Origin of the sequence: Paenibacillus thiaminolyticus (assembly GCF_003591545.1) — a bacterium.
Classification (GTDB): Bacteria; Bacillota; Bacilli; order Paenibacillales; family Paenibacillaceae; genus Paenibacillus_B; species Paenibacillus_B thiaminolyticus_A.
In genome coordinates, this window is sequence record NZ_QYZD01000006.1 from 167,859 (window position 1) to 190,219 (window position 22,361).

Consider the following 22,361-nt stretch of genomic DNA (forward strand, 5'->3'; position numbering starts at 1 on the left):
AATTGCGCGCTTTTCTTTTGAACAAGGAGGAGTGAGTCGCGCATGATTCAAGGACAAGAGCTTGGCGTACATACAAATAAGGGCAGATTGCGGGCGAGGCTGCTGTCTCTTGCCGGAACGCTGCTGTTCGCAGGCCTTCTCTGGTTGGCTTATACACAGTGGAAGATTGCGTCGATGCAAGATGTGGTACAGCCCGTCCGCACGGACATTGGCATCGTGCTGGGCGCTTCGCTCTGGGGAGACGAACCGAGTCCGGGCTTGCGGGAGCGGCTGAACAAAGCGCTTGAGCTGTACAAGGAGGGGCGCTTCGATTATATTATCGTGTCCGGGGGATTGGATCGCCCGGATGCGAACTTCACGGAAGCCGAAGGCATGGCTCACTATTTGATCGATCATGGGGTAAGCGAAGATCGCATCGTGCTGGAAGGCGAGTCGACGAGCACGCTGGAGAATCTCCGCTTCAGCCAGCGCATGATGCAAGAGCGAGGCTGGACGTCGGCCACGATCGTGACGCATGATTTCCACGGCATGCGTGCGTTGGAGATCGCGCAGGCACTCCATTATGATCAGCCGCAGGTCGTAACGGTTAACAGCGAGGTGCTGTCTCCGCTATGGGTTCGCAGCCGCGAATCGTTGGCCTATACGAAATGGAAATGGGACGAGTTGTGGATTCCGTAAACTTCTAATAACCTGTTCGACGCTAGAATATATTGAACAACATAGACGGTTCTGCCTCGGGATGGCAGGATCGGGAGTTGAACGTCGAAAGGGTGACGCATATGAACGTACGACTCAAAGCGGCCGGCTCGAACGCAGAAACAAGACCTTCGCGTCAAATTAATGTCGTCATCCGTCCGGTGGACACGCCGGCCGAGTCCGCGGCTCAGCAGGATCAAGCCCGGACGGCCGGTCAAGATAAGTCGGCCATGCCGGCGGAAGGGCCTTTTGCCGACATCCGCAAGGAGCTGGACCGGCTCGTCGGTCTGGAGCATATGAAGGAGATTGCGTTTGAACTCTATGCCATTCTGCAAATGAATCGCCGCCGCCAGGAAGCGGGCCTCACATGTCAGTCCCATGTCTATCATATGATTTTTAAAGGGAACCCGGGAACGGGTAAGACGACGGTCGCCCGGATTATGGCGAAAATGTTCCAGCAGCTCGGATTGCTGAGCAAAGGTCATCTGCTCGAAGTGGAGCGCGCGGATCTGGTTGGGGAATATATAGGACATACGGCGCAAAAGACACGTGACTTGATCAAAAAGGCGATGGGCGGCGTCTTGTTCATTGACGAAGCGTACAGCTTGGCTCGTGGCGGCGAGAAAGATTTCGGCAAGGAAGCTGTGGACACACTAGTAAAAGCGATGGAAGATCAGAAGAACCAGTTCGTTCTGATCTTGGCAGGCTATTCCGAAGAAATGGACTGGTTGATGCAGACCAATTCGGGATTGCCCTCCCGCTTTCCGATTCAAGTCGAGTTCCCCGATTATACGGTCGATCAACTGCTATTGATTGCGGAATCCATTGCCAAGGAACAGGATTATGTGTTGATGCCGCAATCGCTCTCGCAGCTGAAGAACATCATTCTGGACGAGAAGATTATGTCTTCCAACTTGTTCAGCAATGCGCGGTTCGTGCGCAACGTTATGGAGAAGGCGATGCGCAATCAAGCGGTGCGCTTGCTGCAGACCTACCCGGAACAGTCGCCAGGCAAGCTGGAACTGATGACGCTTCGTCCGGAAGATTTAAAATGGGAGCGCAAATGAGGTATACTGGGGTACAGAAGCGGGAAGCCGGCCACTATGACATGAAGGAGACCTTCAATGCATGCGAAGAATGTTCTATGAGACTTCTCAAGATATTCAAGACCGCGCGGTCTTGGTGACACTTATTACGGATGAAGTCCGGCGAAGCCGGCTTCGTCCGGAAGATTCCTTGCAGGAATTGGTGCAGCTGGCGGAGACGGCCGGCGTTGCCGTGCTGTCGGTCATGATGCAGCAGCGGGAGAGCGCCGATCCGAAATGGTTCATAGGCAAAGGCAAGGTTGCTGAACTGGGAGCGGTCATCGCGGAGCTTGACGCGACGACCGCCATCTTCGATCAGGAGTTGTCCGGCGCCCAGGTGCGCAATCTGGAAGAAGCGCTCGATGTGAAAATTATTGACCGGACGCAGCTGATTCTCGATATATTTGCACAGCGGGCGAAGACAAGAGAGGGTATTATTCAAGTTGAGCTTGCACAGCTGTCTTATCTGCTGCCGCGGTTATCGGGCCATGGACGCAATCTATCCCGGCTAGGAGGCGGCATTGGAACGCGCGGGCCGGGGGAGACGAAGCTGGAGACCGATCGGCGCCATATCCGGCGGCGCATCTCCGATCTGAAGCGCCAGCTGGAAGAGGTGGTCCGGCATCGCGGCGTCTATCGCGAGCGCCGCAAGAAGAGCGGCGCGATTCAGGTGGCGCTCGTCGGCTATACGAACGCAGGCAAGTCAACGCTGCTCCGACAGCTAACGGAAGCGGATGTCTACGTGGAGAACCAACTGTTCGCCACGCTGGATCCAACCTCCCGGCAATGGGAGCTGCCGAACGGCAAGTTGACGATTTTGACGGATACGGTCGGCTTCATTCAGCATTTGCCGCATGAGCTTGTCGCTTCATTCCGCGCGACGCTGGAGGAAGTAAATGAGGCGGACCTCATTTTGCATGTCGTGGATGCCTCTTCTCTGATGCGGGAGGAGCAGATGCGGGTCGTCGATGATATTTTGCAGCAATTGGGCGCCGGGGCGAAGCCGCAGATTGTGCTATATAATAAGAAGGATATGTGCACCGAAGAGCAGCGCCAGATGCTGCCTTTGGATCAGAGCCATTTCTTGATCAGCGCGTACGACGAAGCCGATCTTGAACAGGTGCGGCTTGCCGTCCAGCAGCATCTGTCGGGCCGCACGGTAACCTATCGGTTGCCGGGCGCGCGCGGCGATCTGATCGCGCTTGCTCATCGCATCGGCGAAGTGCTGGAGCAGGAAGCCGACGGCGAGAATGTACGGCTGACCGTTCGTCTCGATCGTGCGGAGGCAGAGCTCCATAGTTACAAGCTGGAGCCTTATCTATCATAAGTACAACGGGAGCTTGTTGGGAAGTGCGTTGTCGAGAACAAGGGGAATGAATGGATCATGCAATTTACAGATGAGATGATGAAGCTGGCAGAACGGGTAGAGGAGAAAATCAAGGTTCGGGTCCGGGACATCGAGTCGATTGCGGAACAGAACCAGTGGAAGGTCATTCAGGCTTTTCAGCGGCATCAGGTCAGCGATTATCATTTTGCCGGATCGACGGGCTACGGCTACAATGATCGGGGCAGAGAAGTGCTGGATGAGGTCTATGCCGACGTATTCGGCGCGGAGGCGGCGCTTGTGCGGCCTCATTTCGTATCGGGGACGCATACGATCGCGACCGCTCTGTTCGCGGTGCTCCGTCCGGGCGATGAACTGCTGTATATTACCGGAACACCTTATGATACTTTGCACAAGGTGATTGGGCAGGAAGGCGACGGGACCGGCTCGCTTCGCGACTGGGGCATTCAGTACGGCGAGGTGGATCTGACGGATGAAGGGCAGGTCGATTGGGCGGAGGTCGAGCGGCGGATCACGCCGCGAACCAAAGTGATCGGCATTCAGCGATCGCGCGGCTACGCCTGGAGGACATCGTTCCGCGTCGATGAGATCGCGGACATGGTTACCCAAGTCAAGCGGCTGATCCCGGATGCTATCGTGTTCGTCGATAACTGCTACGGTGAATTTACGGAACGGCTGGAGCCGACGGAGGCCGGAGCGGATCTCATTGCCGGTTCCCTTATCAAAAATCCCGGGGGCGGCATCGCCGAGACCGGAGGCTATATCGCCGGCAAGCGGCGCTTCGTGGAAGCGGCGGCGGCACGTCTGTCCGCACCGGGCATCGGAGGCGAGGTCGGGGCGATGCTCGGCATGACGCGCGCCATGTACCAAGGGCTGTTCCTTGCACCGAGCATCGTGGGACAAGCCGTGCGCGGCAGCGTCTTCGCGGCGGCGATGTTCGAGGAGCTCGGATTCGAATCATCCCCGCACTGGTCGGCACCGCGGACGGATCTAATCCAGGCGATCCGCTTCGATTCCGCCGAGCATCTGATCGCCTTCGTGCAAGGGATCCAAAAGGCATCAGCCGTCGACGCTCATGTCGTGCCCGTGCCATGGGATATGCCCGGGTACGAGCACCCGGTCATTATGGCGGCCGGCACCTTCATCCAGGGCGGGAGCCTGGAGCTGTCGGCGGATGCGCCGATACGGGAGCCGTATACGGCGTACATGCAGGGCGGCTTGACTTATGCCCATGCGAAGCTGGGGGCAATGACCGCATTGTCCGCCATGGTGGAGCGGGGGCTGCTGAAGCTGTCCTGATTTTTCTGTCAGTTTTTCTGACATCTGTTGACACCTATTTGAACGGGAGATACAATGAAGGGAAGCAAGGGATCACCAGAGGAAGGTTGATGAGCGGTGGGGGATGAAATTCGCAGAAATATGGCTTTGTTTCCAATCGGCATCGTAATGAAGCTGACGGATTTGACCGCAAGGCAGATTCGTTACTACGAGCAGCATGAATTGATTATGCCTGCGCGCACGTCCGGCAATCAGCGTCTATTCTCATTCAATGACGTGGAGAGGCTGCTGGAGATTAAGGCGCTTATTGAGAAGGGTGTGAACATCGCCGGGATCAAGCAAGTGCTGAATCCGGTCTCCAAGGAATCGGAGGAGGCGACCGTGCTAAGCGAAGATTCGGAAAGCAAACGCAAGGAACTGTCGGAGACTCAACTGCATCGAATGCTGAAGCAGCAGCTCATTTCCGGAAATAGACCGGGTCAAGTGTCATTGATTCAAGGTGAACTGTCTCGTTTCTTCACGAAGTGATCAAACCAATCTAATCCAGGTTCACAAGAAGGAGATGTTACCCCGTGGGATACACCAGAGAAGACATTGTGCGCATCGCGGAAGAACAAAATGTACGATTTATCCGGCTTCAATTTACGGATTTGCTGGGAACGATCAAGAATGTGGAGATCCCGGTAAGCCAATTGAACAAGGCGCTGGACAACAAAATGATGTTTGACGGCTCTTCTATCGAAGGTTATGTGCGGATTGAAGAATCAGATATGTATCTGGTGCCTGATCTGGATACTTGGGTGGTATTCCCGTGGGTAACGGAAGATCGTGTAGCACGGTTGATTTGTGACGTATATACAACAGAGGGAGTTCCGTTCGCCGGATGTCCGCGCGGCATTCTGAAGCGGGCACTGAAGGAAGCGGAAGAAATGGGCTATACGGCAATGAATGTCGGACCGGAGCCGGAGTTCTTCCTGTTCAAGACGGATGAGAAGGGCAATCCGACGATGGAGCTGAACGATCAGGGCGGGTATTTCGACTTGGCCCCGACGGATCTGGGGGAGAACTGCCGTCGCGAGATTGTATTGAAGCTGGAGGAAATGGGCTTTGAAATCGAAGCTTCCCACCATGAAGTGGCTCCGGGGCAGCATGAGATTGATTTCAAGTACGCGAACGCCATCAAGGCCGCTGACCAGATCCAGACCTTCAAGCTCGTCGTGAAGACGATCGCGCGCCAGCATGGCCTGCACGCCACCTTCATGGCGAAGCCGCTGTTCGGCGTGAACGGCTCCGGCATGCACTGCAACATCTCGCTGTTCCAGGGCAAGGAGAATGCGTTCTATGACGAGAAGGATAAGCTGGGCTTGAGCGATGATGCCCGCCGCTTCATGGCCGGGGTCTTGAAGCATGCCCGCGGCTTCGCGGCCATAACGAATCCGACAGTCAACTCCTATAAGCGGCTCGTTCCGGGATACGAGGCTCCATGCTACGTCGCTTGGTCCGCAAGCAATCGCAGCCCGATGGTTCGCATTCCGGCATCCCGCGGTCTCAGCACACGGGTTGAGGTGCGCAACCCGGATCCTTCGGCGAACCCGTATTTGGCGTTGGCCGCCATTCTGAATGCGGGGTTGGACGGAATCAAGAAAAAATCCGACCTGCCGGCGCCGACTGACCGGAACATCTACGTGATGACGGATGAAGAGCGCGAAGCGGAAGGCATCCCAAGCTTGCCATCCAGCCTTAAGGAAGCGCTGGAAGCATTGCTCCGCGACGAGATCATTTGCGATTCGCTCGGCGAGCATGCGCTGCAGCACTTCATGGAGCTGAAGGAAATCGAGTGGGATATGTACCGCACACAGGTTCATCAGTGGGAACGCGATCAATATATGACCTTATATTAATTCTTTCATCCCTAGAGCCGTAAGGCTTCTGGGGATTTTTATTGTGGGGGCACGGGGAGGATATTAGTGGCGTTGGGGTTGATACCCCCAAAACGCCCCCAATTTTATCGCTCGAATATTAAATCTTGGGCGCTCAGCGCCTAAGGGGAGGGTGAACCTCCCCGACATATATCACAAATTATTCTGGCATGATCCAAACGATTTCGGCAATGCGGACAAAAAATTTCTTTTTTCTTTGTTCGAGCAAAACATGGTCTTGTTTGACATCCAGGACACATCCGTCGATTCTACCACGTGTGGTTTCCAGAATAACGACATTTCCAATTTGACACATTAAAGCTTCAACAACGCAAGGATCTACAGGATAAACCACGATAGGCTTGTGATGCATATATGGCTTATGGTGCATATAGGACTTGTGGTGCATGTAAGGCATTTGATGCATCATTGGATGACTACTCAAAATAATTACCTCCCAAATAATTTATATGGCATTCTATGCAGTTGCCTACAAAATGAATTGGACGAATGCCCAGAAGCGTGTTGTATTGTGCGGGGAAAGAGGCATGAATAAAGCAGAAAAGGTAGCACACATGTACTTCTGCCTTTTAAAGCAGAAGGTTTTTGGTAATTTACCTTCTACTTTAAGCGGAGCATATCAAGGACTCCCACGGCTCTTGTATCTTCACAATAGACTCCCACTTTATTGCTTGAAAATTGGAGGAAGTCCCTTGCTTGCATTCGTGCTGGCTGGGTGCACCCGCTATGCTAAGGTGATAAAGCAGCCTAATTTTCTCTTACTAGGTCCAAGCCAAGTCAAAACCCGGCTCATTTCATATCGTATTAGTACCTGGAAGAGAGGAAGTTACCTTATGAGCGGTGTTGTTGGAGGGATTGGAGGTTCGTGTGGCCTCGGAGGTCTCTGGACTTCGACGGGGGTAATCTTGGTTCTGTTTATTTTGCTTGTAATTATTTCCCGTGGATGTATCTGGTAAGACTGCGTCTATACCCATGGAGCAACTTATTTAAAAGCCCCGGACCACACATCACACCGGGGCTCTTTTGTGTAAAGAATCACCCACAAAACCATATTTCACCGACAAAATTAAGAAACCGTATGAAGTTACATGATGTTCCCGATAACCACAGGTTCATCAGCGGGACGCGATCAATATAATATAAATTATCGAAGCCCTTGGCGCTCTAAGGCGTCGAGGTTTCCGTTATCCTTTTATTTTTTAACTTTGGAAACGGTCATCCCATCACCTATTGGAATCAGCAATGATTCTAATTGAGGATGATTGGCCACGGTTTCATTGAACTTTTTCATTATTTCCGTATAACTCTTGGGCTTAGCGTCCTGATCCGCTACAGAGCCGCCTGCCAGTACGTTATCACTAACGATTAAAGCGCTCGGTGCCGCGAGGTTTATGCAATATTTCAGGTAATTTTCATAATTTTCTTTGTCAGCATCAATAAAGAAAAAGTCATATCGTTTATTCTCAGCAACTAATTTTTCAAGACTTTGCAAAGCTGGTCCGGTAACATAGGTGACTTGATGACCAAAACCAGCTTTAGAAAGATTGCTGTATGCTAATTCTGCGTAACTTTCCTCTAATTCGAGGGAAGTCAATTTTCCTTCGAGACCGAATCCTCTGGCTAGGAAAACCCCGCTATAGCCTCCCAGAGCCCCTATTTCCAACACATTTTTAGCTCCTGAAATGGAAACAAGCATCGTCAGGAGTTTTCCAGAGGAAGGAGATATCGATATAGCAGGCATCCCGTTTTCTTGTATGGACGAGATAACACCCTCCAAAAGAGCATCTTGTTTATAAAATACGGCATCGATATAACTGTTAATTGGTTTCATCAGAGTCACTTCCTTTCTCATCATTAGCTTTGAAATCTTTGCTCTCCGACACAGAAGTTTCCGATTCTTCATTCTTTGTCTTGGGTATTTCCATGGCTTCACTTATGTGTATTTCAAATAACTGAATAAATTCGTTGATGACCATATCGATGGCTTTTAATTCACCAACCAAAATTTGATGAATCGATTCAAACTCTGGTTGATCCAACTGTTGTTTAATGGTGGAACGCTTAAGATTCAACATCTCTAAAAAAGCAATTGCTCTCCCTCGACGAAAGGTTTTTGGACCTCGCTGGTGGGAACTATCTTTTCCTTTGTAACGTTCACCATGATAATGTCTCTCTTTCTTAAAGTCTCTAAATATTTCATCTCTCATTTTATACCCTCCACTTGTATACGATTGTATACATATTATCTTGTTATGAATTGTATACAAACGTATACAATATGTCAATATACATTTAAAGAGACCATAGTATTTATTTCTCTAAAAAGGTCCAAGTACAATGATGTTTACGGCACAGGTCCTGGGGGAGATGGCATTGGGACAAGTATTGATGCAGGGCATAAGGTATCCGTGAGAGTGATTGCCAAATGCGCCACCGAATACTTTTGTTTTTGATACCCGTAGGATGCGTTTTTGATGGAATGAAATTGTATATGATTCAATGATTGAGATGGAAGGCTTCGCTGTCGGCTTTTTGCTTCATACGACATAGGCGAAACGATTTTCCGAAAAGCTCACTAAGAGAATGTCACTTACATAGTCCGTTTTATGGGGAACTGGCATTAGATATGATCATCATGAGTAAGGGGGGGAGTAAATGGCAATTATTAAACCGTTTCTCGCAAACCGGAGATTCAATGCAACCATCGGTGACGGGACTGGGACGGGTGCTGCGTTTGCGATTGCGGCGACTGCATTTACTAATGATGCCAGCACGGCTGCAACGGCATTTCCAGCCTCTTTTGCATATTACAATCTTTTTATCAACGGCATTGGCCAAATGGGTAATTCGTCCACTGTGACCGTAACAACGATAACGATTCCGGATGGCGATACGCTTGACCCTGCAACACCGGTACTAGTTGAGTTTGTTGTAACTTAACTTCTGCGGTTTCGTTTGCGTTGAACAGGGCATGTGAGGCTCCTTCCAGCACCAGAAGAGCCTGTGATGGATTGAGCAACTGCAGGAGATGATCAAAAAAAGCAAGGAAGCTGGCCTGGAAGCCAAAACGGCAATCGGCGCGATGGCGATCTTTACCGTAAATTTGAAAAGAATACGAAAGCTGATGAAGTTAGAATCCAGCTTTGAAGGTAGAATTAGAAAGCGAAAAGACGGTCGTTATTCCAAATTCAGGGATACCGACCGTCTTATCTTTCTCGATGTTTGGTTGTTCATTAAAAACCGCTAGTATTCTATGGCCTCGGATTAGTCCGAGGCTTTTTTTTCTTACGAATACACGGGGGAGGTGCCCCAACGGCAGCAGAAAACTGCACTCATCTGAAGACGCCGAAAGGCTAGAACAAGGCCGTCAGCAGAAGGGAAGGAGCACGAACACTGAGTACGGTGCTCCACTCAAATGAGTAATTACCAACAATGTCTTCTCCGTCTTCTTCTGCACACTACCAATACTTTCTGACCTCGTTTTAGAACAACAGTGATTGTTCTACGATGACGTCTCATTCAAGCCACCTCCTTTCTATATTACATTATGAGTAATTGCTTTCAATGATTGTGCTATAGCTGTGGGTTACCTAACCTGAAAGTGATGTCACAACACTTTGACTCCTGGGAGCAGCAAGGTCACTCACTATTTTGAGAGCGGCGTTCGCACTAACGGCCCAAATTTTGCGCCTATGGGTTATAGCCAAGTCAAACCGCCCGTAATTCTAATATCATGGGAGTACCAAGAGAAAGGAGGTAACTCAAATGGGTGGAGTTACTTGTGGTGTTGGAGGACTTTGGACGTCGACAGGTGTAATTCTGGTGTTGTTTATTCTGCTAGTCATCGTTTCCCGTGCATTTATTTATTAATAGGCCCTAATGAGTCTTTGCCTTGCGATTAAAGGCAGTCTACTGTACAAGGCCCTGCTTATTCAGCAGGGCCGTTTTTTTGTATGTCCGGGTAATGGGAGGACTTACAACTAATAATTTGTTTCTGAACAGGAGCATTATTGGTCCATAGGCATATGATGGGGGTATGAACTTTGAGGGGAGTTGTTTTTCAGTGAGTTACCATTACCAACCATATGCAATGTCTGTTAACCCGTGGTCATACATGGACCCTTATTCTTATCCTCATTCCGATTCGCATTATTGTCCGGAGACACAAAATTTAAAGATGGAAACATTACAGACCGTTGAGCCATGGGTGCAAAACGGATTAAGGGAAGCGCATTGCATATCGGTTGAACATGCGTTGCGCGAAGCGGCAGCCGTATCATATCTGATTGGGAGAGGGTACAATCCAACTGTCGCCCATCAAATTGTCGAATCGTGGTGGCATAAGTAAAGCGCACGGTATCAGGAATAATGAGTACTTAATAATCATCGAGTCATGGGACTGTTTCCCGTTAAATAATCCAGTAAATTTACACTTCCGTGGTACGCGGTGACGGAGGCGGTGTTAATAATGACGCCGGATTGCGAATTGGACCATTGCCGCCTTCGTCAGATAGAACATCGCAAATACGTTAATATGTCCAGCTTCCCAAGCTCCTTTACGGTCTGTTCCACAGCATGGTGACACGTCAAAAAGCCGCTTCCGAATACAGAACTACTGTATCCCAAGCGGCTGCTCTACACTTGCTCCCATTGAATTGTAACTATTAATGAAAATCACGGAACAACCCAATCACCTTGCCCAAAATCGTCACATGCTTCAACCGGATCGGCTCAAATGTCGGATTCTCCGGCTGAAGGCGGATATGATCGCGTTCCTTGTAGAAGGTCTTTACGGTCGCTTCGTTCTCCTCGGTCATGGCCACGACAATTTCGCCGTTGTTCGCTGTCTGCTGCTGGCGAACGATAACGTAGTCTCCGTTATGTATTCCGGCTTCGATCATGCTGTCGCCGACAACGGATAGCATGAAGATGTTGTCATCATCTCCCACCATATGAACCGGAAGAGGGAAGTAATCTTCGATGTTCTCTGTCGCCGTAATCGGTTCGCCGGCCGTTACCTTCCCGATGACGGGAACGCGAGCCACGGCATGGCTGAATTCCGAATGGCGATCCGATTGTTCGCTCAGCAGTTCGATCGCTCTTGGCTTCGTTGGGTCCCGGCGGATAAAGCCTTTCTTCTCCAGCCGGTCCAGATGGCCGTGCACCGTAGAACTCGATGCGAGGCCGACAGCTTCCCCGATCTCTCTGACGGAAGGAGGATAACCCTTGGTGCGGACTTCATCACGTATAAAATCAAGGATCGCTTGTTGTCGACTTGATATTTTAGACAAAGATATCAACTCCAATGAATGCTCTTTTGTCAAAATTATACCATAGAACCTCCGTTCGCACAAACGTAAGTTCTAAAAAACCTTGATTTTATGCGGTTTTTTTCGTGTTCCTTTCGAGAAGCATCATTTAAAGGAATTTGGGGAACAAAAAAGAGAACGCACGTTCTTTAAAAACTGTTGACCTGAACGTATGTTCGTGTTACATTATGGACAACAAGAATAGAACAAGTGTTTGGGGAGTGGGCGAACATGAGCCAAGTGGTATATAACCCGAGACGGAATTATGCATATCGAACGGAAGCAATATCATCTATGTATCAACCTGTAGAGCAGAACCGTGATAATAGAAGGAAAATGATTCGAGCGATATTTCTCTTTGGGCTGTTGTTCCTTTTGTGTGCGGGAATCGTCCAAGCATGGGGGGGTGACGACACGGTATCCGAGCAGCCTTCTGTTGTGATGGAGCACGTACTTGTTCAGCCCGGGGATAGCCTGTGGGAGATCGCGACCGAATACAAGCCGAACGGAATGGATACCCGTGAATACATATACAAGATTATTCAATTGAATGATTTAAGAGGGCATACGCTGCAATCCGGCATCGTCATTGACGTGCCGATATTTTCTTGACGATATTTCCGCCGTGACGGATCATAGTTCTCATATCACCGCTTTTCTTTCCCATTGAGGCCGAAGACGTGCTTCTTGTATTCTCTCGCCGTCAGCTTGCTTGACAAGGCTGATGCAGCATGTCAAAGTAGAAGATATGCACCAGGGTATGGAGGGTACAAGATGAACATGGATAAATTGATCGCCCGCATCAACGAGCTGGCCCGCAAGCATAAGAGCGTAGGGCTTAACTCGGAGGAACTGGCAGAACGGGCCGCGCTAAGAGAGCAATACCTCGTATTGTTCCGGCAGCAGGTACGCAACAAGTTGGACAGCATTCGCTATGTGGAAGACGAAGAAGGCGAACAGAACAATCAACCGGGAAGTACCGTTCATTAGAGTGTTTAGGCATATATAGGAGGTCTGGATGGGATGTCGCGTAGTTGGGAACGTCAAGTACGGCGCAATAGCGCTCAGTTGAACAAGCAACTCAAAAAGCAGGGCAAGCCGGGGATAGCCTCCCATACGGCTGAGTTCGATGAATTCAAGGGCCGGAATTTTATTCTTCCTTTGATATTGACCGGGTTCACGATCATTTATGCGCTGCTTGGCAGTGTTGGCACGAACCTGCCGTCTCCGACGCTGTACTGGATAACTGTTATTTGTTATTTGGCATTGGCATTGATGCTGTTTTTGCGCCGGCCCTTTTTACGGGTCACGAAAGACGACCTAAGCACGACAAAATGGAATCGGCTGCGTACGCTCAAAGTGGAGGACATCAAAAAAATAACGTATCAGCCTGGCTTCATCGTTATTGAAAAGAACGGCAAAGGCACGAACTGGGTGTTCTCCCGCATGATGAACCGCTATGACATCGAAGCGATGCATGCCCGGCTGCAGCAGTTCGCTGCCCAGAACCGGATAGCGTACGAAGAGAGTTCAAAAGCAGACAAGAACGACAAGTCCAATGAGACGGAGCAGTCGGATAAGGTCGTCTTCGTGAAGCCGAAGAAGTAGTTTTGCCGGAGTGGAGACAGGGGGAGACGCAATGGCCATACGTGCTGTATTATTCGATCTGGATGACACGCTGCTGTGGGATGAGCGGTGTGTGGAGGAAGCCTTTGCGGCTGTGTGTCAATATGCGCACTCCACAGCGGGAGTCGACGCGGAACAATTGGAGACCGAAGTGCGGAACGCTGCAAGAGCGTTATATGAAAACTATGCAACCTACGGCTTCACGACCAATATTGGCATCAATCCTTTTGAGGCGTTATGGGGGCATTTTACCGGGGGAGAGCATGAGCAGTTCCGCAGCCTGGAACAGTTGGCGCCGGCTTACCGGACCGCCTCATGGACGACAGGTCTTCGCCAATCGGGGTGCGAGGATGAGACGCTGGGAGCGGAGCTGGCGGAGCGATTTATGCGCGAACGTCGGGCGCGTTCTTACGTATATGAGGAGACGTATGATATTTTGCGGGCGTTGAAGCCTCATTATCAATTGCTTCTCTTAACGAATGGGGCTCCGGATTTGCAGCAGGAAAAGCTTGATGGCATACCGGATATCCTTCCGTTCTTCGATCATGTCGTCATCTCCGGTCATCATTTGGAAGGGAAGCCTGCACCAAGTCTGTTCCGCCACGCGATGTCATTACTGGGCATCGGCCCTCATGAAGGCTTGATGGTTGGGGACAAGCTGACCACGGATATATTGGGGGCGCAAAATGTTGGAATGCATCATGCCTGGATTAATCGCAAGGGCTTGACATTGACCGGCAATATCCGGCCCGAACACGAAATAACCAACTTAATGGAACTGACCGGCGTGATTGAATCGATAAATCAAGCGGCGTTAAAGTAAGCCTACAAATGATAGGGAAGTCTGCCTGAAGGGCAGGCTTTCTTGCTTGATGGGGGTCAAATTGTACGCCGCGGACCTGCTATGCACAAATCCTGGTGTGATGAATGTCACATAACCGTCACATAACTGTTCAGGATCTAGCCCGATCGAGTCATATCTTGCGAAGTATTGTTGTTTATAATGAATGCATAGTGAGGTTGGAATAGCTAAGGAGTAGGAGTGAATGGGCATGATGAAGAAGGCAATGTTGGCGCTGTCGCTTTGCATGATGCTTATTTTCGCTGCAGCCTGCGGAAATGGCAATAGCAACGGCGGAGAGCATGCGAGCCACAATGGCTCCGGCGATCACAGCGGGCACGATGAGTATGGGCAAGATGGGGCGGTACCGGACTTGATTAAAGTCGACCTGCAGGTTCCTGCGGAAGTCAAAGCGAATGAGCCTGTCACGATAACCGCCCGCGTTACACAGAGCGATCAAGCGGTGGATGATGCGGACATAGTAGAGTTCGAGTATTGGCTGGAAGGGGAAGAGCAGCATGAGCGGGCCGAAGGTTCGTTCACGCAGGATGGTACATATCAATTCGAGCATACGTTTGATAAGCCGGGCACCTATAATGTGATCTCCCATGTAACAGCACGGGATATGCATTCGATGCCGAAGAAGCAATTCCAAGTCAAGTAAACAAGCAAGGAAGCCCTGTCATGGCGACAGGGCTTTTTTGACCGTTCATTGCGATGGATCCGCATACGTACGAGCGACCCAGCCCTCGGTTTCGATAAATAAGTGAACGGCTACGATTTTGCGATTATCCATTAAGGTGAAATAGTGCGGCTTATTCTCCGGAACGGAGATGATATCCCCAGCTGACAGAATGACATCCATATAGCCGAGGTCATCGGATCCTTTAATAACGAAGATGCCGTTGCCGGCGGTTATCGCTCTAACTTCATCTTCGGTGTGAGTATGAACTTGCTCGAATTTTTTGAGCAGCTCTTCAATATTCGGCGTTGCGTCGGAAAGCGCGATAATGTCCCATGTCCGATAGCCTCGTCGCGTGGCCAAGTCACGGATTTCAACATCGAATGTGTCATGGATCGCCTGCTTCTCGTCGTCGGTTAGCACAAATTAGTCTTGCAGGGAGGCGTCTAATTTGTTCGGATTCCAAAGCTCATACAGCACGCCTTGCCCCTCCAGGAAATTACGAACGTTTTCTTCTCCTGTAATCTTTTTATTCGTGTTTCGAATCCGAATCTCAGCCATTCGCCAATCCCTACTTTCATAATCAGAATAATTGTGATTGTATTATAGTACACAGGAAATGAATGGGCAAGAGCCAATCGAGCGAAAAGATCGCAAGTCTTTCCTAAACGTTGCACTTCTGTTAAACTAGGTTCTAAACGTTTGACAGAGGGTGGGCAGAAGGATGAAGAAACCAACATTAGAAGAACGACTTCAAGAACGTATTCTCATTCTCGACGGTGCGATGGGAACGATGATTCAGCAGGCGGATTTATCGCCGGAAGATTTCGGAGGCGAACATTTGGACGGATGTAACGAAATGCTCGTCCTGACTCGTCCTGAAGTCATTTCACGAATACACGAACAATACCTTGAAGCTGGGGCTGACATTCTGGAGACGAACACCTTCGGCGCCACCAGCATTGTGCTCGCGGAGTACGATCTGCAGGAGCGAGCCCGGGAATTGAACCTCGCGGCGGCGAAGCTGGCGGTAGAGGCGGCGAAGAAGTTCAGCACGCCAGATTGGCCGCGCTATGTGTCCGGAGCGATGGGCCCAACGACGAAAACGCTGTCGGTCACCGGAGGGGTTACCTTCAATCAATTGGTAGATTCCTATTACGAACAAGCCCTGGCTCTCATTGAAGCGGGTGTCGACGCGCTGCTGCTGGAGACGTCTCAAGACACGTTGAACGTGAAGGCCGGTTCGATTGCTATTCAACGCGCGATGGAGACGACAGGACAGAAGCTTCCGTTAATGATTTCGGGCACGATCGAGCCGATGGGAACGACCCTTGCCGGACAAAATATTGAATCCTTCTATATTTCCCTCGAGCATCTGAAGCCAGTGTCGATCGGATTGAACTGCGCGACCGGACCGGAATTCATGCGCGATCATTTGCGCTCGCTCTCCGCGATTAGCCGGGCGGCGATTAGCTGCTACCCGAATGCGGGCCTGCCTGACGAGAACGGACATTATCACGAATCCCCGGAATCGCTCGCTCGCAAAATAGCCACCTTCGCCGAGCAGGGCTGGCTGAATATTGCAGGCGGCTGCTGCGGGACGACGCCGGAGCATATCCGTGTGCTGAAAGAGGAGCTGGATAAATACGAGCCTCGCCAGCAAGTCGGAAGCCACCCGCCGGCCGTATCCGGAATCGAGACGGTATACATCGAGAATGAGAGCCGCCCATACATGGTCGGCGAACGGACGAACGTGCTGGGCTCGCGCAAGTTCAAGCGGCTAATCCGTGAAGGCAAGATCGAAGAAGCGGCAGAGGTGGCGCGTGCCCAAGTGAAGAGTGGAGCTCATGTCATCGATGTGTGCCTTCAGGATCCGGATCGGGATGAGGCAGAGGATATGCGCGGGTTTTTGCAAGAAGTGGTGAAGAAGGTCAAAGTGCCGCTCGTCATCGACACGACGGATCCGAAAGTGCTGGAGCTGGCATTAAAATATACGCAAGGCAAGGCGATCATTAACTCGGTTAACCTGGAGGACGGACTGGAAAAATTCGAGAACGTCGTGCCATTAGTGCACCGTTATGGCGCATCGCTCGTCGTCGGTACGATCGATGAGCGCGGACAGGCCATTACCCGGGAGGATAAGCTGGCGGTCGCTCAGCGCTCCTATGACATCCTTGTCAATAATTTTGGCATCGAGCCGGAAAATATTATTTTCGATCCGCTGGTGTTCCCGGTCGGAACCGGGGATGAGCAATATATCGGCTCGGCTAAAGAAACGATCGAAGGCATTCGCCTCATCAAAGAAGCGATGCCCCGCTGCCAATCGATACTCGGCGTCAGCAATATATCGTTCGGCTTGCCGGAAGCCGGCCGGGAAGTGCTGAATTCGGTCTTTCTGTATGAGTGCACCAAGGCGGGACTCGACTACGCGATTGTCAATACGGAGAAGCTGGAGCGATATGCCTCCATACCGGAGCATGAGCGGAAGCTGTCCGAGGCGCTTCTCTACGAGACGAATGACGAGACGCTTGCCGAGTTCGTGGCCGCGTTCCGCAACCGGACAGTAGAGAAGAAGGTGAAAACGAACGATCTTCCGTTGGAGGAACGGCTTGCTTCTTATATAGTGGAGGGCACGAAGGAAGGACTTACCCCGGATCTGACGCTTGCCCTAGACAAATACTCGCCACTTGACATAATTAACGGCCCGCTGATGAAAGGAATGGAAGAGGTTGGACGCCTGTTCAATAACAATGAGCTGATCGTTGCTGAGGTGCTGCAGAGCGCGGAGGTGATGAAGGCGTCCGTTGCCTTCCTCGAGCCGCATATGGAGAAGAACGAATCTGCAGTCAAGGGGAAAATATTGCTCGCTACCGTAAAAGGCGACGTCCATGATATCGGGAAAAACCTGGTTGAAATCATTCTGTCCAACAACGGCTATGAAATTATTAATCTCGGAATCAAAGTTCCGCCTGAGCAACTGATTGAAGCTTACCGCAAAGAAAAGCCGGATGCGATTGGCTTATCCGGTCTGCTGGTCAAATCGGCGCAACAGATGGTTGTGACCGCCCAAGATCTGCGGAGCGCCGGCATCGATGTGCCGATTATGGTGGGCGGTGCGGCGCTGACGCGCAAATTTACGAAAAACCGGATTATTCCAGAATATGACGGCCTTGTCCTGTATGCGAAGGATGCAATGGAGGGGCTGGACTTGGCGAACAAGCTGATGAACGCCGAGGAACGGCAGCTTCTCGTCGATGAGCTGCGCGCGCATAAGGAACGGCTGGCGAAGGAGGAGGAAGGGGTGCAGAAGCTGCCGAAGCTGACCCGTGCGGTCCGCTCGGCGATCAAGGAAGCACCGGTGCATCTTCCGCCGGATCTGGAACGCCACGTTCTGCGTAATATTCCCGTGCCGCAAGTGATTCCGTACGTGAACATGCAGATGCTGCTTGGGCATCACCTCGGCATGCGCGGGTCCGTCGAGCAGCGTTTGAAAGAGCGCGATCCGAAGACGGTTGAACTGAAGGAGACGGTAGATCGGATATTACGCGAGGAAGCGGAGAGCGGCGTGCTGCAGGCGAACGCGATGTACCGATTCTTCCCGGCACAGTCGGAAGGGGATTCTATTCATATTTATAATCCGGAGCGGCAGGATGAAGTGCTGCATACCTTCACGTTCCCGCGGCAGCAGGTCGAGCCTTATATGTGTCTGGCCGATTTCTTGCGATCGAAGGAGAGCGGCGTCATGGATTATGCCGGCTTTCTGGTCGTAACGGCCGGGAAAGGAGTCCGCGAACGTTCGGATGAATTCAAGCAGCAAGGAGAGTATTTGCGTTCCCACGCCCTGCAGTCGGTGGCGTTGGAGCTGGCGGAAGGTCTGGCTGAGCGGATTCACCACATGATGCGGGAAGTATGGGGTATCCCCGATCCTGACGAGATGACGATGAAGGAACGGTTCGGCGCCAGATACCAGGGCATTCGGGTGTCGTTCGGTTATCCGGCCTGTCCGAACCTGGAGGATCAGGAGCCGCTGTTCCGCCTCATGCAGCCGGAGGATATCGGCGTGCACTTAACGGAAGGCTTCATGATGGAGCCGGAAGCCTCCGTCACCGCGATGGTGTTCGCTCATCCGCAAGGAACGTACTTCAACGTGGATAAGGCGTAAGGAGCCTTTCAGCATAATGGGTCACACAACGGCAACTCCGCACCGCTTTCTCTCCAGGCTGGTGCGGAGATTTTGTTTTATAGGGGCAGGGGCGGAATCGAACGATGCGCAGTTGGGTATAGCTTACTACGAATGTACTATCAGTAACCGAAATTATTTTATATCATGAAGTAAAGGGGGAGACAAGGCCATGGATCTTTATTTTCTCGGCACGGGGGCTGGCATGCCGAGTACCCGGCGCAATGTAAGCAGTCTCGTGCTGCGCTTACAGGAAGAACGGGGAACGTTCTGGATGTTCGATTGCGGCGAAGGGACGCAGCATCAAGTTCTTCGTTCTCCATTGAAGCTTGGCAAGTGCGAATTTATTTTTATTACGCATTTGCACGGGGATCATTTGTTCGGGCTGCCGGGACTGTTGTCCAGCAGAGCTTATCAGGGTGGGGTTGACCCGTTGACGGTGTTCGGACCGGCAGGGGTGAGCGAATTCATGGAGACCGCGTTTCGAGTAAGTGATACGCATTTGCCCTATGCGCTGCATATCCAGGAGATTGAGCCGGGCTTAATCTGGTCTGACGACAGCTTCCGCGTCACCGCGCTGCCGCTGGACCACCGTCTGCCTTCCTATGGCTACCGGGTTCAGGAACTGGCCCGTCCGGGCAAGCTGCGCATCGAGGTGCTTGAGCGGATGGGCATCGCACCCGGACCGATCTATGGCAAGCTTAAGCGCGGGGAGGATGTCACGCTGCCGGACGGGCGGCGCATTGCGGCTGCTGCCGTCCTGGGAGAACCGATACCGGGGAAGACGGTCGCGATATTAGGCGATACGCGTCCGTGCGAGAACGCGGTACGGTTGGCGGAAGGGGTGGATGTCCTTGTTCATGAAGCTACGTTCATGGAAGACAAGCGCGACAATGCGCATGAATATGGCCACAGCACCGCCGCGGATGCAGCCGCCATCGCCCTGAAGGCCGGCGCGGGCAAGCTGGTGCTGAACCACTTCAGCTCGCGCTACAAAGAAGAGGAGACACTGGCTCATTTGCTGGCCGAGGCGAGGGCGATCTTTCCCTCCACTGTGCTCGCCGACGACCTGCTCGCCGTTCCGCTCGCGATGGAACCGGACAATAGCCGCTAGCGAAGCCTGTACTCGGAGTGCCGTTGTTTGGCGAAGCCCGGACGCTTCGGCGTATTATTTTCCGGGAAAGCGCACAAGTTGACAAAGGAGGCGCCATCCGGGGCGGAACGGGAGACTTAGAGGGAATTTCGACGCCGATCGACGCGGCGTACCGTCGAAAATCGAGGGATCATTCTAATATCCAGCCTTGCAAGCGGAGTGGCGGTTCTTTACAATGGATCAAAGTTGAGTATTTCCCGGCATGCTATCGTGAGCGAAGGCCGGGAAGAAGGAAAGGTGGGATTCTCCATGCAGAAGCTTGGTTTCTCTATAGTAGGGTTCGGCACGATCGCCAAAACCCACATGATCGCATTGAGAACGCTGCCGATTGTGAAGCCGCTGCATGTGGAGCTATACCTCCATGCGTTGGTCACCAGACGGCCCGAAGAGGTGGGCGCCCAGGCACGCCGCATCGGATTTGCCCATATTACGAATTCGTTGGAAGAGGCGCTTCAGATTGAAGGCTCTGATGCGGTAAGCATTTGCACGCCGAATGCGTTACACGCAGATCAAGTCAGAACCGCGGTCGCCTGCCGGCAGGCTGTATATTGCGAGAAGCCGGTAACGGACAATGCGCAGGCGACGAAAGAGTTGGTAGCGGAGATCCCTGCACAGCACCCGCAGCAGCTCGCATTTGTATTTCGTTATCACCCGGCTGTCATGCGCATCCGGTCCTGGCTGGAGGCGGGGCTGGTCGGCGAAGTCCTGCAATGCAAAATCGCTTATCTGCGTTCCGGATATTTGAGCGAATCAAGGCCTTTCAGTTGGAGGCTGAGCGACTCGCTGTCCGGCGGAGGAGCCATTACGGATATCGGTGTGCATGCGCTTGATCTGATCCGTCACTGGTTCGGTGATTTCGCGAGCGTGGATGGCCATGTACATACGTTTGTGCCGGAGCGGCCGAAGACGGCCGGCTCGGAAGAGCGCGTCCCGGTTCATGTCGATGATTGGGGCGTCATGACCTATAAGACAGAGAGCGGCGTCCATGGGATGGTGGAAGTATCCCGGATTGCTTATGGCGCTGATGCGTTCCGGATAGACATTGTCGGTACGAAGGGAAGCATCACATGCGACCTGGAACGGGACAAGATGCCGGCCCTTCATTTATTGAACGGACAGCAGCCTGCGCTCCCTGAACCGGACAGCCTGTATTTGCTCCCGGATGAAAAGGCCACGATGGGCGTCTTTCAGGACAGCCACTTTGCGGCGCTTCATCATTTCATTTTGCGATTGTCTGGAGATGATCGCTGGTCGGATATCGTTCCGACCTTGGCAGATGGCAATGCGGTGGAGCAGTGGGTGGATCATGTCATCCGTACCGACCTGGAGCGGCAGGCTTAGACAGAACTGCTTACGGCAAGCGAAGAAAGGAATGGGGAAGCATCATGATGGACACGAAATGGTATGCCTGCATTGATCTGGATGGAACCATGTATCACGGATCGACGATGATTGAAGGAGCGGATGCGCTGATCTCGACCTTGCAGCAGCTCCGAATTCCGTATCAATTCGTGACGAACAACTCGTCGCGTACGCCGGAGGAAGTTGCTGAGATGCTGAATGGGCTCGGAATCAATGCGAAAAGCCGGGATGTGCTCACGTCGGCGCAAGCTGCTGCATCGTATATTCAGAAGAAATTTCAGGGCCGCCGCGTTTTTATGATCGGGGAACGTGGCCTGGAGCAAGCGTTGACGGATGCCGGAATTACGTGGACGGCGGATGTAAAGGCCGTATGGAATGATGAGATCGATATCGTCGTTCAGGGAATTGACCGGAATATGAGCTATGCGAAGCTGGAAGCGGCCGCAGCCGCAGTGCGCAAGGGAGCGCTCTCGATTCTTACGAATCCGGATCTGATGCTACCTTCCGACCGGGGATTCTCTCCCGGAGCCGGCTCGATCGGGGCGGCGATCCAGGCGGCCTCGGGAGTTGAACCTGTCGTGATCGGGAAGCCGAGCCGCATCATCATGGACGCCGCACTGGAACGGCTGGGCTGCCGTGCGGAGGAAGCCATCGTCATCGGCGATAATATGATGACTGACATGCTGGCAGGCCAGCAGGCGGGCTGCCGGACGGCGCTTGTATTGACAGGCATTACGACAGCGGCCAACCGTGAGGATTATCAGAAGCGCTCGGGAGTCAATCCCGATATGATATGCGATACGCTGGAGGAGCTGCGGTTGTGGTTCATGGATCAAGCGTATGTTAACGAATAAGCGGAATTAA

General features: G+C 52.0%; 23 protein-coding genes and 1 pseudogene. 19 read left to right on the forward strand and 5 right to left on the reverse strand.

All coding sequences use genetic code 11. From position 1 onward, the window contains the following. Positions 1–42: 42 nt before the first annotated feature. From DQX05_RS09775 to glnA, 6 genes are all read left to right on the forward strand, one after another. A complete protein-coding gene (locus DQX05_RS09775) occupies positions 43–678 on the forward strand; it encodes a YdcF family protein (RefSeq protein ID WP_119793076.1) in 636 nt (211 codons plus the stop codon). 101 nt (positions 679–779) lie between these two features. After that, positions 780–1,763, forward strand: coding sequence for an AAA family ATPase (locus tag DQX05_RS09780; protein WP_119793078.1), 984 nt, complete (start codon positions 780–782; stop codon positions 1,761–1,763). Positions 1,764–1,824: 61 nt separating this feature from the next. Further along, positions 1,825–3,108 carry a GTPase HflX gene (gene hflX, locus DQX05_RS09785; RefSeq protein ID WP_119793079.1) on the forward strand — a complete coding sequence of 428 codons (1,284 nt, stop codon included), beginning with the start codon at positions 1,825–1,827 and terminating at the stop codon, positions 3,106–3,108. 57 nt (positions 3,109–3,165) lie between these two features. Further along, positions 3,166–4,425 (forward strand): methionine gamma-lyase family protein, encoded by a 1,260-nt coding sequence (locus DQX05_RS09790; protein WP_119793081.1) that lies wholly within the window; start codon positions 3,166–3,168, stop codon positions 4,423–4,425. Between the two features lie 96 nt (positions 4,426–4,521). Beyond that, positions 4,522–4,932 (forward strand): MerR family transcriptional regulator, encoded by a 411-nt coding sequence (locus DQX05_RS09795; protein WP_087441828.1) that lies wholly within the window; start codon positions 4,522–4,524, stop codon positions 4,930–4,932. Positions 4,933–4,976: 44 nt separating this feature from the next. Beyond that, positions 4,977–6,305, forward strand: a complete 1,329-nt coding sequence (gene glnA / locus DQX05_RS09800; protein ID WP_119793083.1) for a type I glutamate--ammonia ligase — start codon at positions 4,977–4,979, stop codon at positions 6,303–6,305. A gap of 178 nt (positions 6,306–6,483) precedes the next feature. Here glnA and DQX05_RS09805 read toward each other — a convergent pair whose 3' ends face one another. Further along, on the reverse strand, positions 6,484–6,741 hold the full coding sequence (locus tag DQX05_RS09805; protein ID WP_397335207.1) for a DUF2642 domain-containing protein: 258 nt from the start codon (positions 6,739–6,741) through the stop codon (positions 6,484–6,486). 436 nt (positions 6,742–7,177) lie between these two features. On the opposite strand from DQX05_RS09805, the gene DQX05_RS31885 reads away from it, so the two are divergent. Beyond that, positions 7,178–7,300: a YjcZ family sporulation protein gene (locus DQX05_RS31885; protein WP_259391890.1), complete on the forward strand. Its 123-nt coding sequence runs from the start codon at positions 7,178–7,180 to the stop codon at positions 7,298–7,300. 236 nt (positions 7,301–7,536) lie between these two features. Here the strand turns inward: DQX05_RS31885 and DQX05_RS09815 are convergent, their stop codons facing one another. Then, entirely contained in the window at positions 7,537–8,175 is a 639-nt protein-coding gene (locus DQX05_RS09815) for an O-methyltransferase (RefSeq protein ID WP_119793088.1), read from the reverse strand. Next, complete coding sequence (locus DQX05_RS09820) at positions 8,162–8,551, reverse strand: hypothetical protein (protein ID WP_119793090.1); 390 nt, start codon at positions 8,549–8,551, stop codon at positions 8,162–8,164. Before DQX05_RS09820 ends, DQX05_RS09815 begins: the two co-directional genes overlap by 14 nt. 448 nt (positions 8,552–8,999) lie before the next feature. On the opposite strand from DQX05_RS09820, the gene DQX05_RS09825 reads away from it, so the two are divergent. The 3 genes from DQX05_RS09825 to DQX05_RS31890 all read left to right on the forward strand — a co-directional run bounded on the left by DQX05_RS09825 (position 9,000) and on the right by DQX05_RS31890 (position 10,214). Further along, on the forward strand, positions 9,000–9,284 hold the full coding sequence (locus DQX05_RS09825; protein WP_119793091.1) for a DUF4183 domain-containing protein: 285 nt from the start codon (positions 9,000–9,002) through the stop codon (positions 9,282–9,284). Positions 9,285–9,372: 88 nt separating this feature from the next. Next, a complete protein-coding gene (locus tag DQX05_RS09830; RefSeq protein WP_119793093.1) occupies positions 9,373–9,591 on the forward strand; it encodes a hypothetical protein in 219 nt (72 codons plus the stop codon). A gap of 518 nt (positions 9,592–10,109) precedes the next feature. Continuing rightward, on the forward strand, positions 10,110–10,214 hold the full coding sequence (locus tag DQX05_RS31890; RefSeq protein WP_240927515.1) for a sporulation protein YjcZ: 105 nt from the start codon (positions 10,110–10,112) through the stop codon (positions 10,212–10,214). Positions 10,215–11,008: 794 nt separating this feature from the next. Here the strand turns inward: DQX05_RS31890 and lexA are convergent. Beyond that, positions 11,009–11,635, reverse strand: coding sequence for a transcriptional repressor LexA (gene lexA, locus DQX05_RS09840; protein ID WP_087441822.1), 627 nt, complete (start codon positions 11,633–11,635; stop codon positions 11,009–11,011). A gap of 456 nt (positions 11,636–12,091) precedes the next feature. Here lexA and DQX05_RS31895 point away from each other — a divergent pair, with 456 nt between their 5' ends. From DQX05_RS31895 to DQX05_RS09865, 5 genes are all read left to right on the forward strand, one after another. Beyond that, the gene (locus DQX05_RS31895) at positions 12,092–12,265 is read left to right on the forward strand and encodes a LysM peptidoglycan-binding domain-containing protein (RefSeq protein WP_472924364.1); all 174 of its coding nucleotides are present in this window, start codon (positions 12,092–12,094) and stop codon (positions 12,263–12,265) included. Positions 12,266–12,427: 162 nt separating this feature from the next. Continuing rightward, entirely contained in the window at positions 12,428–12,643 is a 216-nt protein-coding gene (locus DQX05_RS09850; RefSeq protein ID WP_087441820.1) for a DUF896 domain-containing protein, read from the forward strand. 33 nt (positions 12,644–12,676) lie between these two features. Continuing rightward, on the forward strand, positions 12,677–13,261 hold the full coding sequence (locus DQX05_RS09855; RefSeq protein WP_119793097.1) for a methyltransferase: 585 nt from the start codon (positions 12,677–12,679) through the stop codon (positions 13,259–13,261). A gap of 31 nt (positions 13,262–13,292) precedes the next feature. Continuing rightward, positions 13,293–14,102: an HAD family hydrolase gene (locus tag DQX05_RS09860; RefSeq protein WP_119793098.1), complete on the forward strand. Its 810-nt coding sequence runs from the start codon at positions 13,293–13,295 to the stop codon at positions 14,100–14,102. 229 nt (positions 14,103–14,331) lie between these two features. Further along, positions 14,332–14,784 (forward strand): FixH family protein, encoded by a 453-nt coding sequence (locus DQX05_RS09865; RefSeq protein WP_119793179.1) that lies wholly within the window; start codon positions 14,332–14,334, stop codon positions 14,782–14,784. Between the two features lie 45 nt (positions 14,785–14,829). Here DQX05_RS09865 and DQX05_RS09870 read toward each other — a convergent pair. Then, a pseudogene (locus DQX05_RS09870) lies at positions 14,830–15,363 on the reverse strand (cupin domain-containing protein). Positions 15,364–15,526: 163 nt separating this feature from the next. Here DQX05_RS09870 and metH point away from each other — a divergent pair. From metH to DQX05_RS09890, 4 genes are all read left to right on the forward strand, one after another. After that, entirely contained in the window at positions 15,527–18,964 is a 3,438-nt protein-coding gene (metH, locus tag DQX05_RS09875) for a methionine synthase (RefSeq protein WP_119793100.1), read from the forward strand. 190 nt (positions 18,965–19,154) lie between these two features. Next, positions 19,155–20,096 (forward strand): ribonuclease Z, encoded by a 942-nt coding sequence (rnz, locus tag DQX05_RS09880; protein ID WP_119793102.1) that lies wholly within the window; start codon positions 19,155–19,157, stop codon positions 20,094–20,096. Positions 20,097–20,384: 288 nt separating this feature from the next. Beyond that, on the forward strand, positions 20,385–21,476 hold the full coding sequence (locus DQX05_RS09885) for a Gfo/Idh/MocA family protein (protein WP_119793104.1): 1,092 nt from the start codon (positions 20,385–20,387) through the stop codon (positions 21,474–21,476). Positions 21,477–21,520: 44 nt separating this feature from the next. After that, on the forward strand, positions 21,521–22,351 hold the full coding sequence (locus DQX05_RS09890; RefSeq protein ID WP_119793106.1) for a TIGR01457 family HAD-type hydrolase: 831 nt from the start codon (positions 21,521–21,523) through the stop codon (positions 22,349–22,351). Positions 22,352–22,361 lie beyond the last annotated feature (10 nt).

Excerpts from the sequence above, each read along its gene's own strand:
- DQX05_RS09825 (WP_119793091.1), top strand. The coding sequence starts at position 9,000 with ATGGCAATTATTAAACCGTTTCTCGCAAACCGGAGATTCAATGCAACC.
- DQX05_RS09790 (WP_119793081.1), top strand. The coding sequence starts at position 3,166 with ATGCAATTTACAGATGAGATGATGAAGCTGGCAGAACGGGTAGAGGAG.
- DQX05_RS09890 (WP_119793106.1), top strand. The coding sequence starts at position 21,521 with ATGATGGACACGAAATGGTATGCCTGCATTGATCTGGATGGAACCATG.
- DQX05_RS09820 (WP_119793090.1), bottom strand. The coding sequence starts at position 8,551 with ATGAGAGATGAAATATTTAGAGACTTTAAGAAAGAGAGACATTATCAT.
- DQX05_RS09855 (WP_119793097.1), top strand. The coding sequence starts at position 12,677 with ATGTCGCGTAGTTGGGAACGTCAAGTACGGCGCAATAGCGCTCAGTTG.
- DQX05_RS09865 (WP_119793179.1), top strand. The coding sequence starts at position 14,332 with ATGATGAAGAAGGCAATGTTGGCGCTGTCGCTTTGCATGATGCTTATT.
- DQX05_RS09775 (WP_119793076.1), top strand. The coding sequence starts at position 43 with ATGATTCAAGGACAAGAGCTTGGCGTACATACAAATAAGGGCAGATTG.
- DQX05_RS09805 (WP_397335207.1), bottom strand. The coding sequence starts at position 6,741 with ATGCCTTACATGCACCACAAGTCCTATATGCACCATAAGCCATATATG.
- metH (WP_119793100.1), top strand. The coding sequence starts at position 15,527 with ATGAAGAAACCAACATTAGAAGAACGACTTCAAGAACGTATTCTCATT.
- DQX05_RS31885 (WP_259391890.1), top strand. The coding sequence starts at position 7,178 with ATGAGCGGTGTTGTTGGAGGGATTGGAGGTTCGTGTGGCCTCGGAGGT.
- DQX05_RS31890 (WP_240927515.1), top strand. The coding sequence starts at position 10,110 with ATGGGTGGAGTTACTTGTGGTGTTGGAGGACTTTGGACGTCGACAGGT.
- DQX05_RS09850 (WP_087441820.1), top strand. The coding sequence starts at position 12,428 with ATGAACATGGATAAATTGATCGCCCGCATCAACGAGCTGGCCCGCAAG.
- DQX05_RS09860 (WP_119793098.1), top strand. The coding sequence starts at position 13,293 with ATGGCCATACGTGCTGTATTATTCGATCTGGATGACACGCTGCTGTGG.
- DQX05_RS09830 (WP_119793093.1), top strand. The coding sequence starts at position 9,373 with ATGATCAAAAAAAGCAAGGAAGCTGGCCTGGAAGCCAAAACGGCAATC.
- rnz (WP_119793102.1), top strand. The coding sequence starts at position 19,155 with ATGGATCTTTATTTTCTCGGCACGGGGGCTGGCATGCCGAGTACCCGG.
- DQX05_RS09885 (WP_119793104.1), top strand. The coding sequence starts at position 20,385 with ATGCAGAAGCTTGGTTTCTCTATAGTAGGGTTCGGCACGATCGCCAAA.
- DQX05_RS09815 (WP_119793088.1), bottom strand. The coding sequence starts at position 8,175 with ATGAAACCAATTAACAGTTATATCGATGCCGTATTTTATAAACAAGAT.
- hflX (WP_119793079.1), top strand. The coding sequence starts at position 1,825 with ATGCGAAGAATGTTCTATGAGACTTCTCAAGATATTCAAGACCGCGCG.
- DQX05_RS09780 (WP_119793078.1), top strand. The coding sequence starts at position 780 with ATGAACGTACGACTCAAAGCGGCCGGCTCGAACGCAGAAACAAGACCT.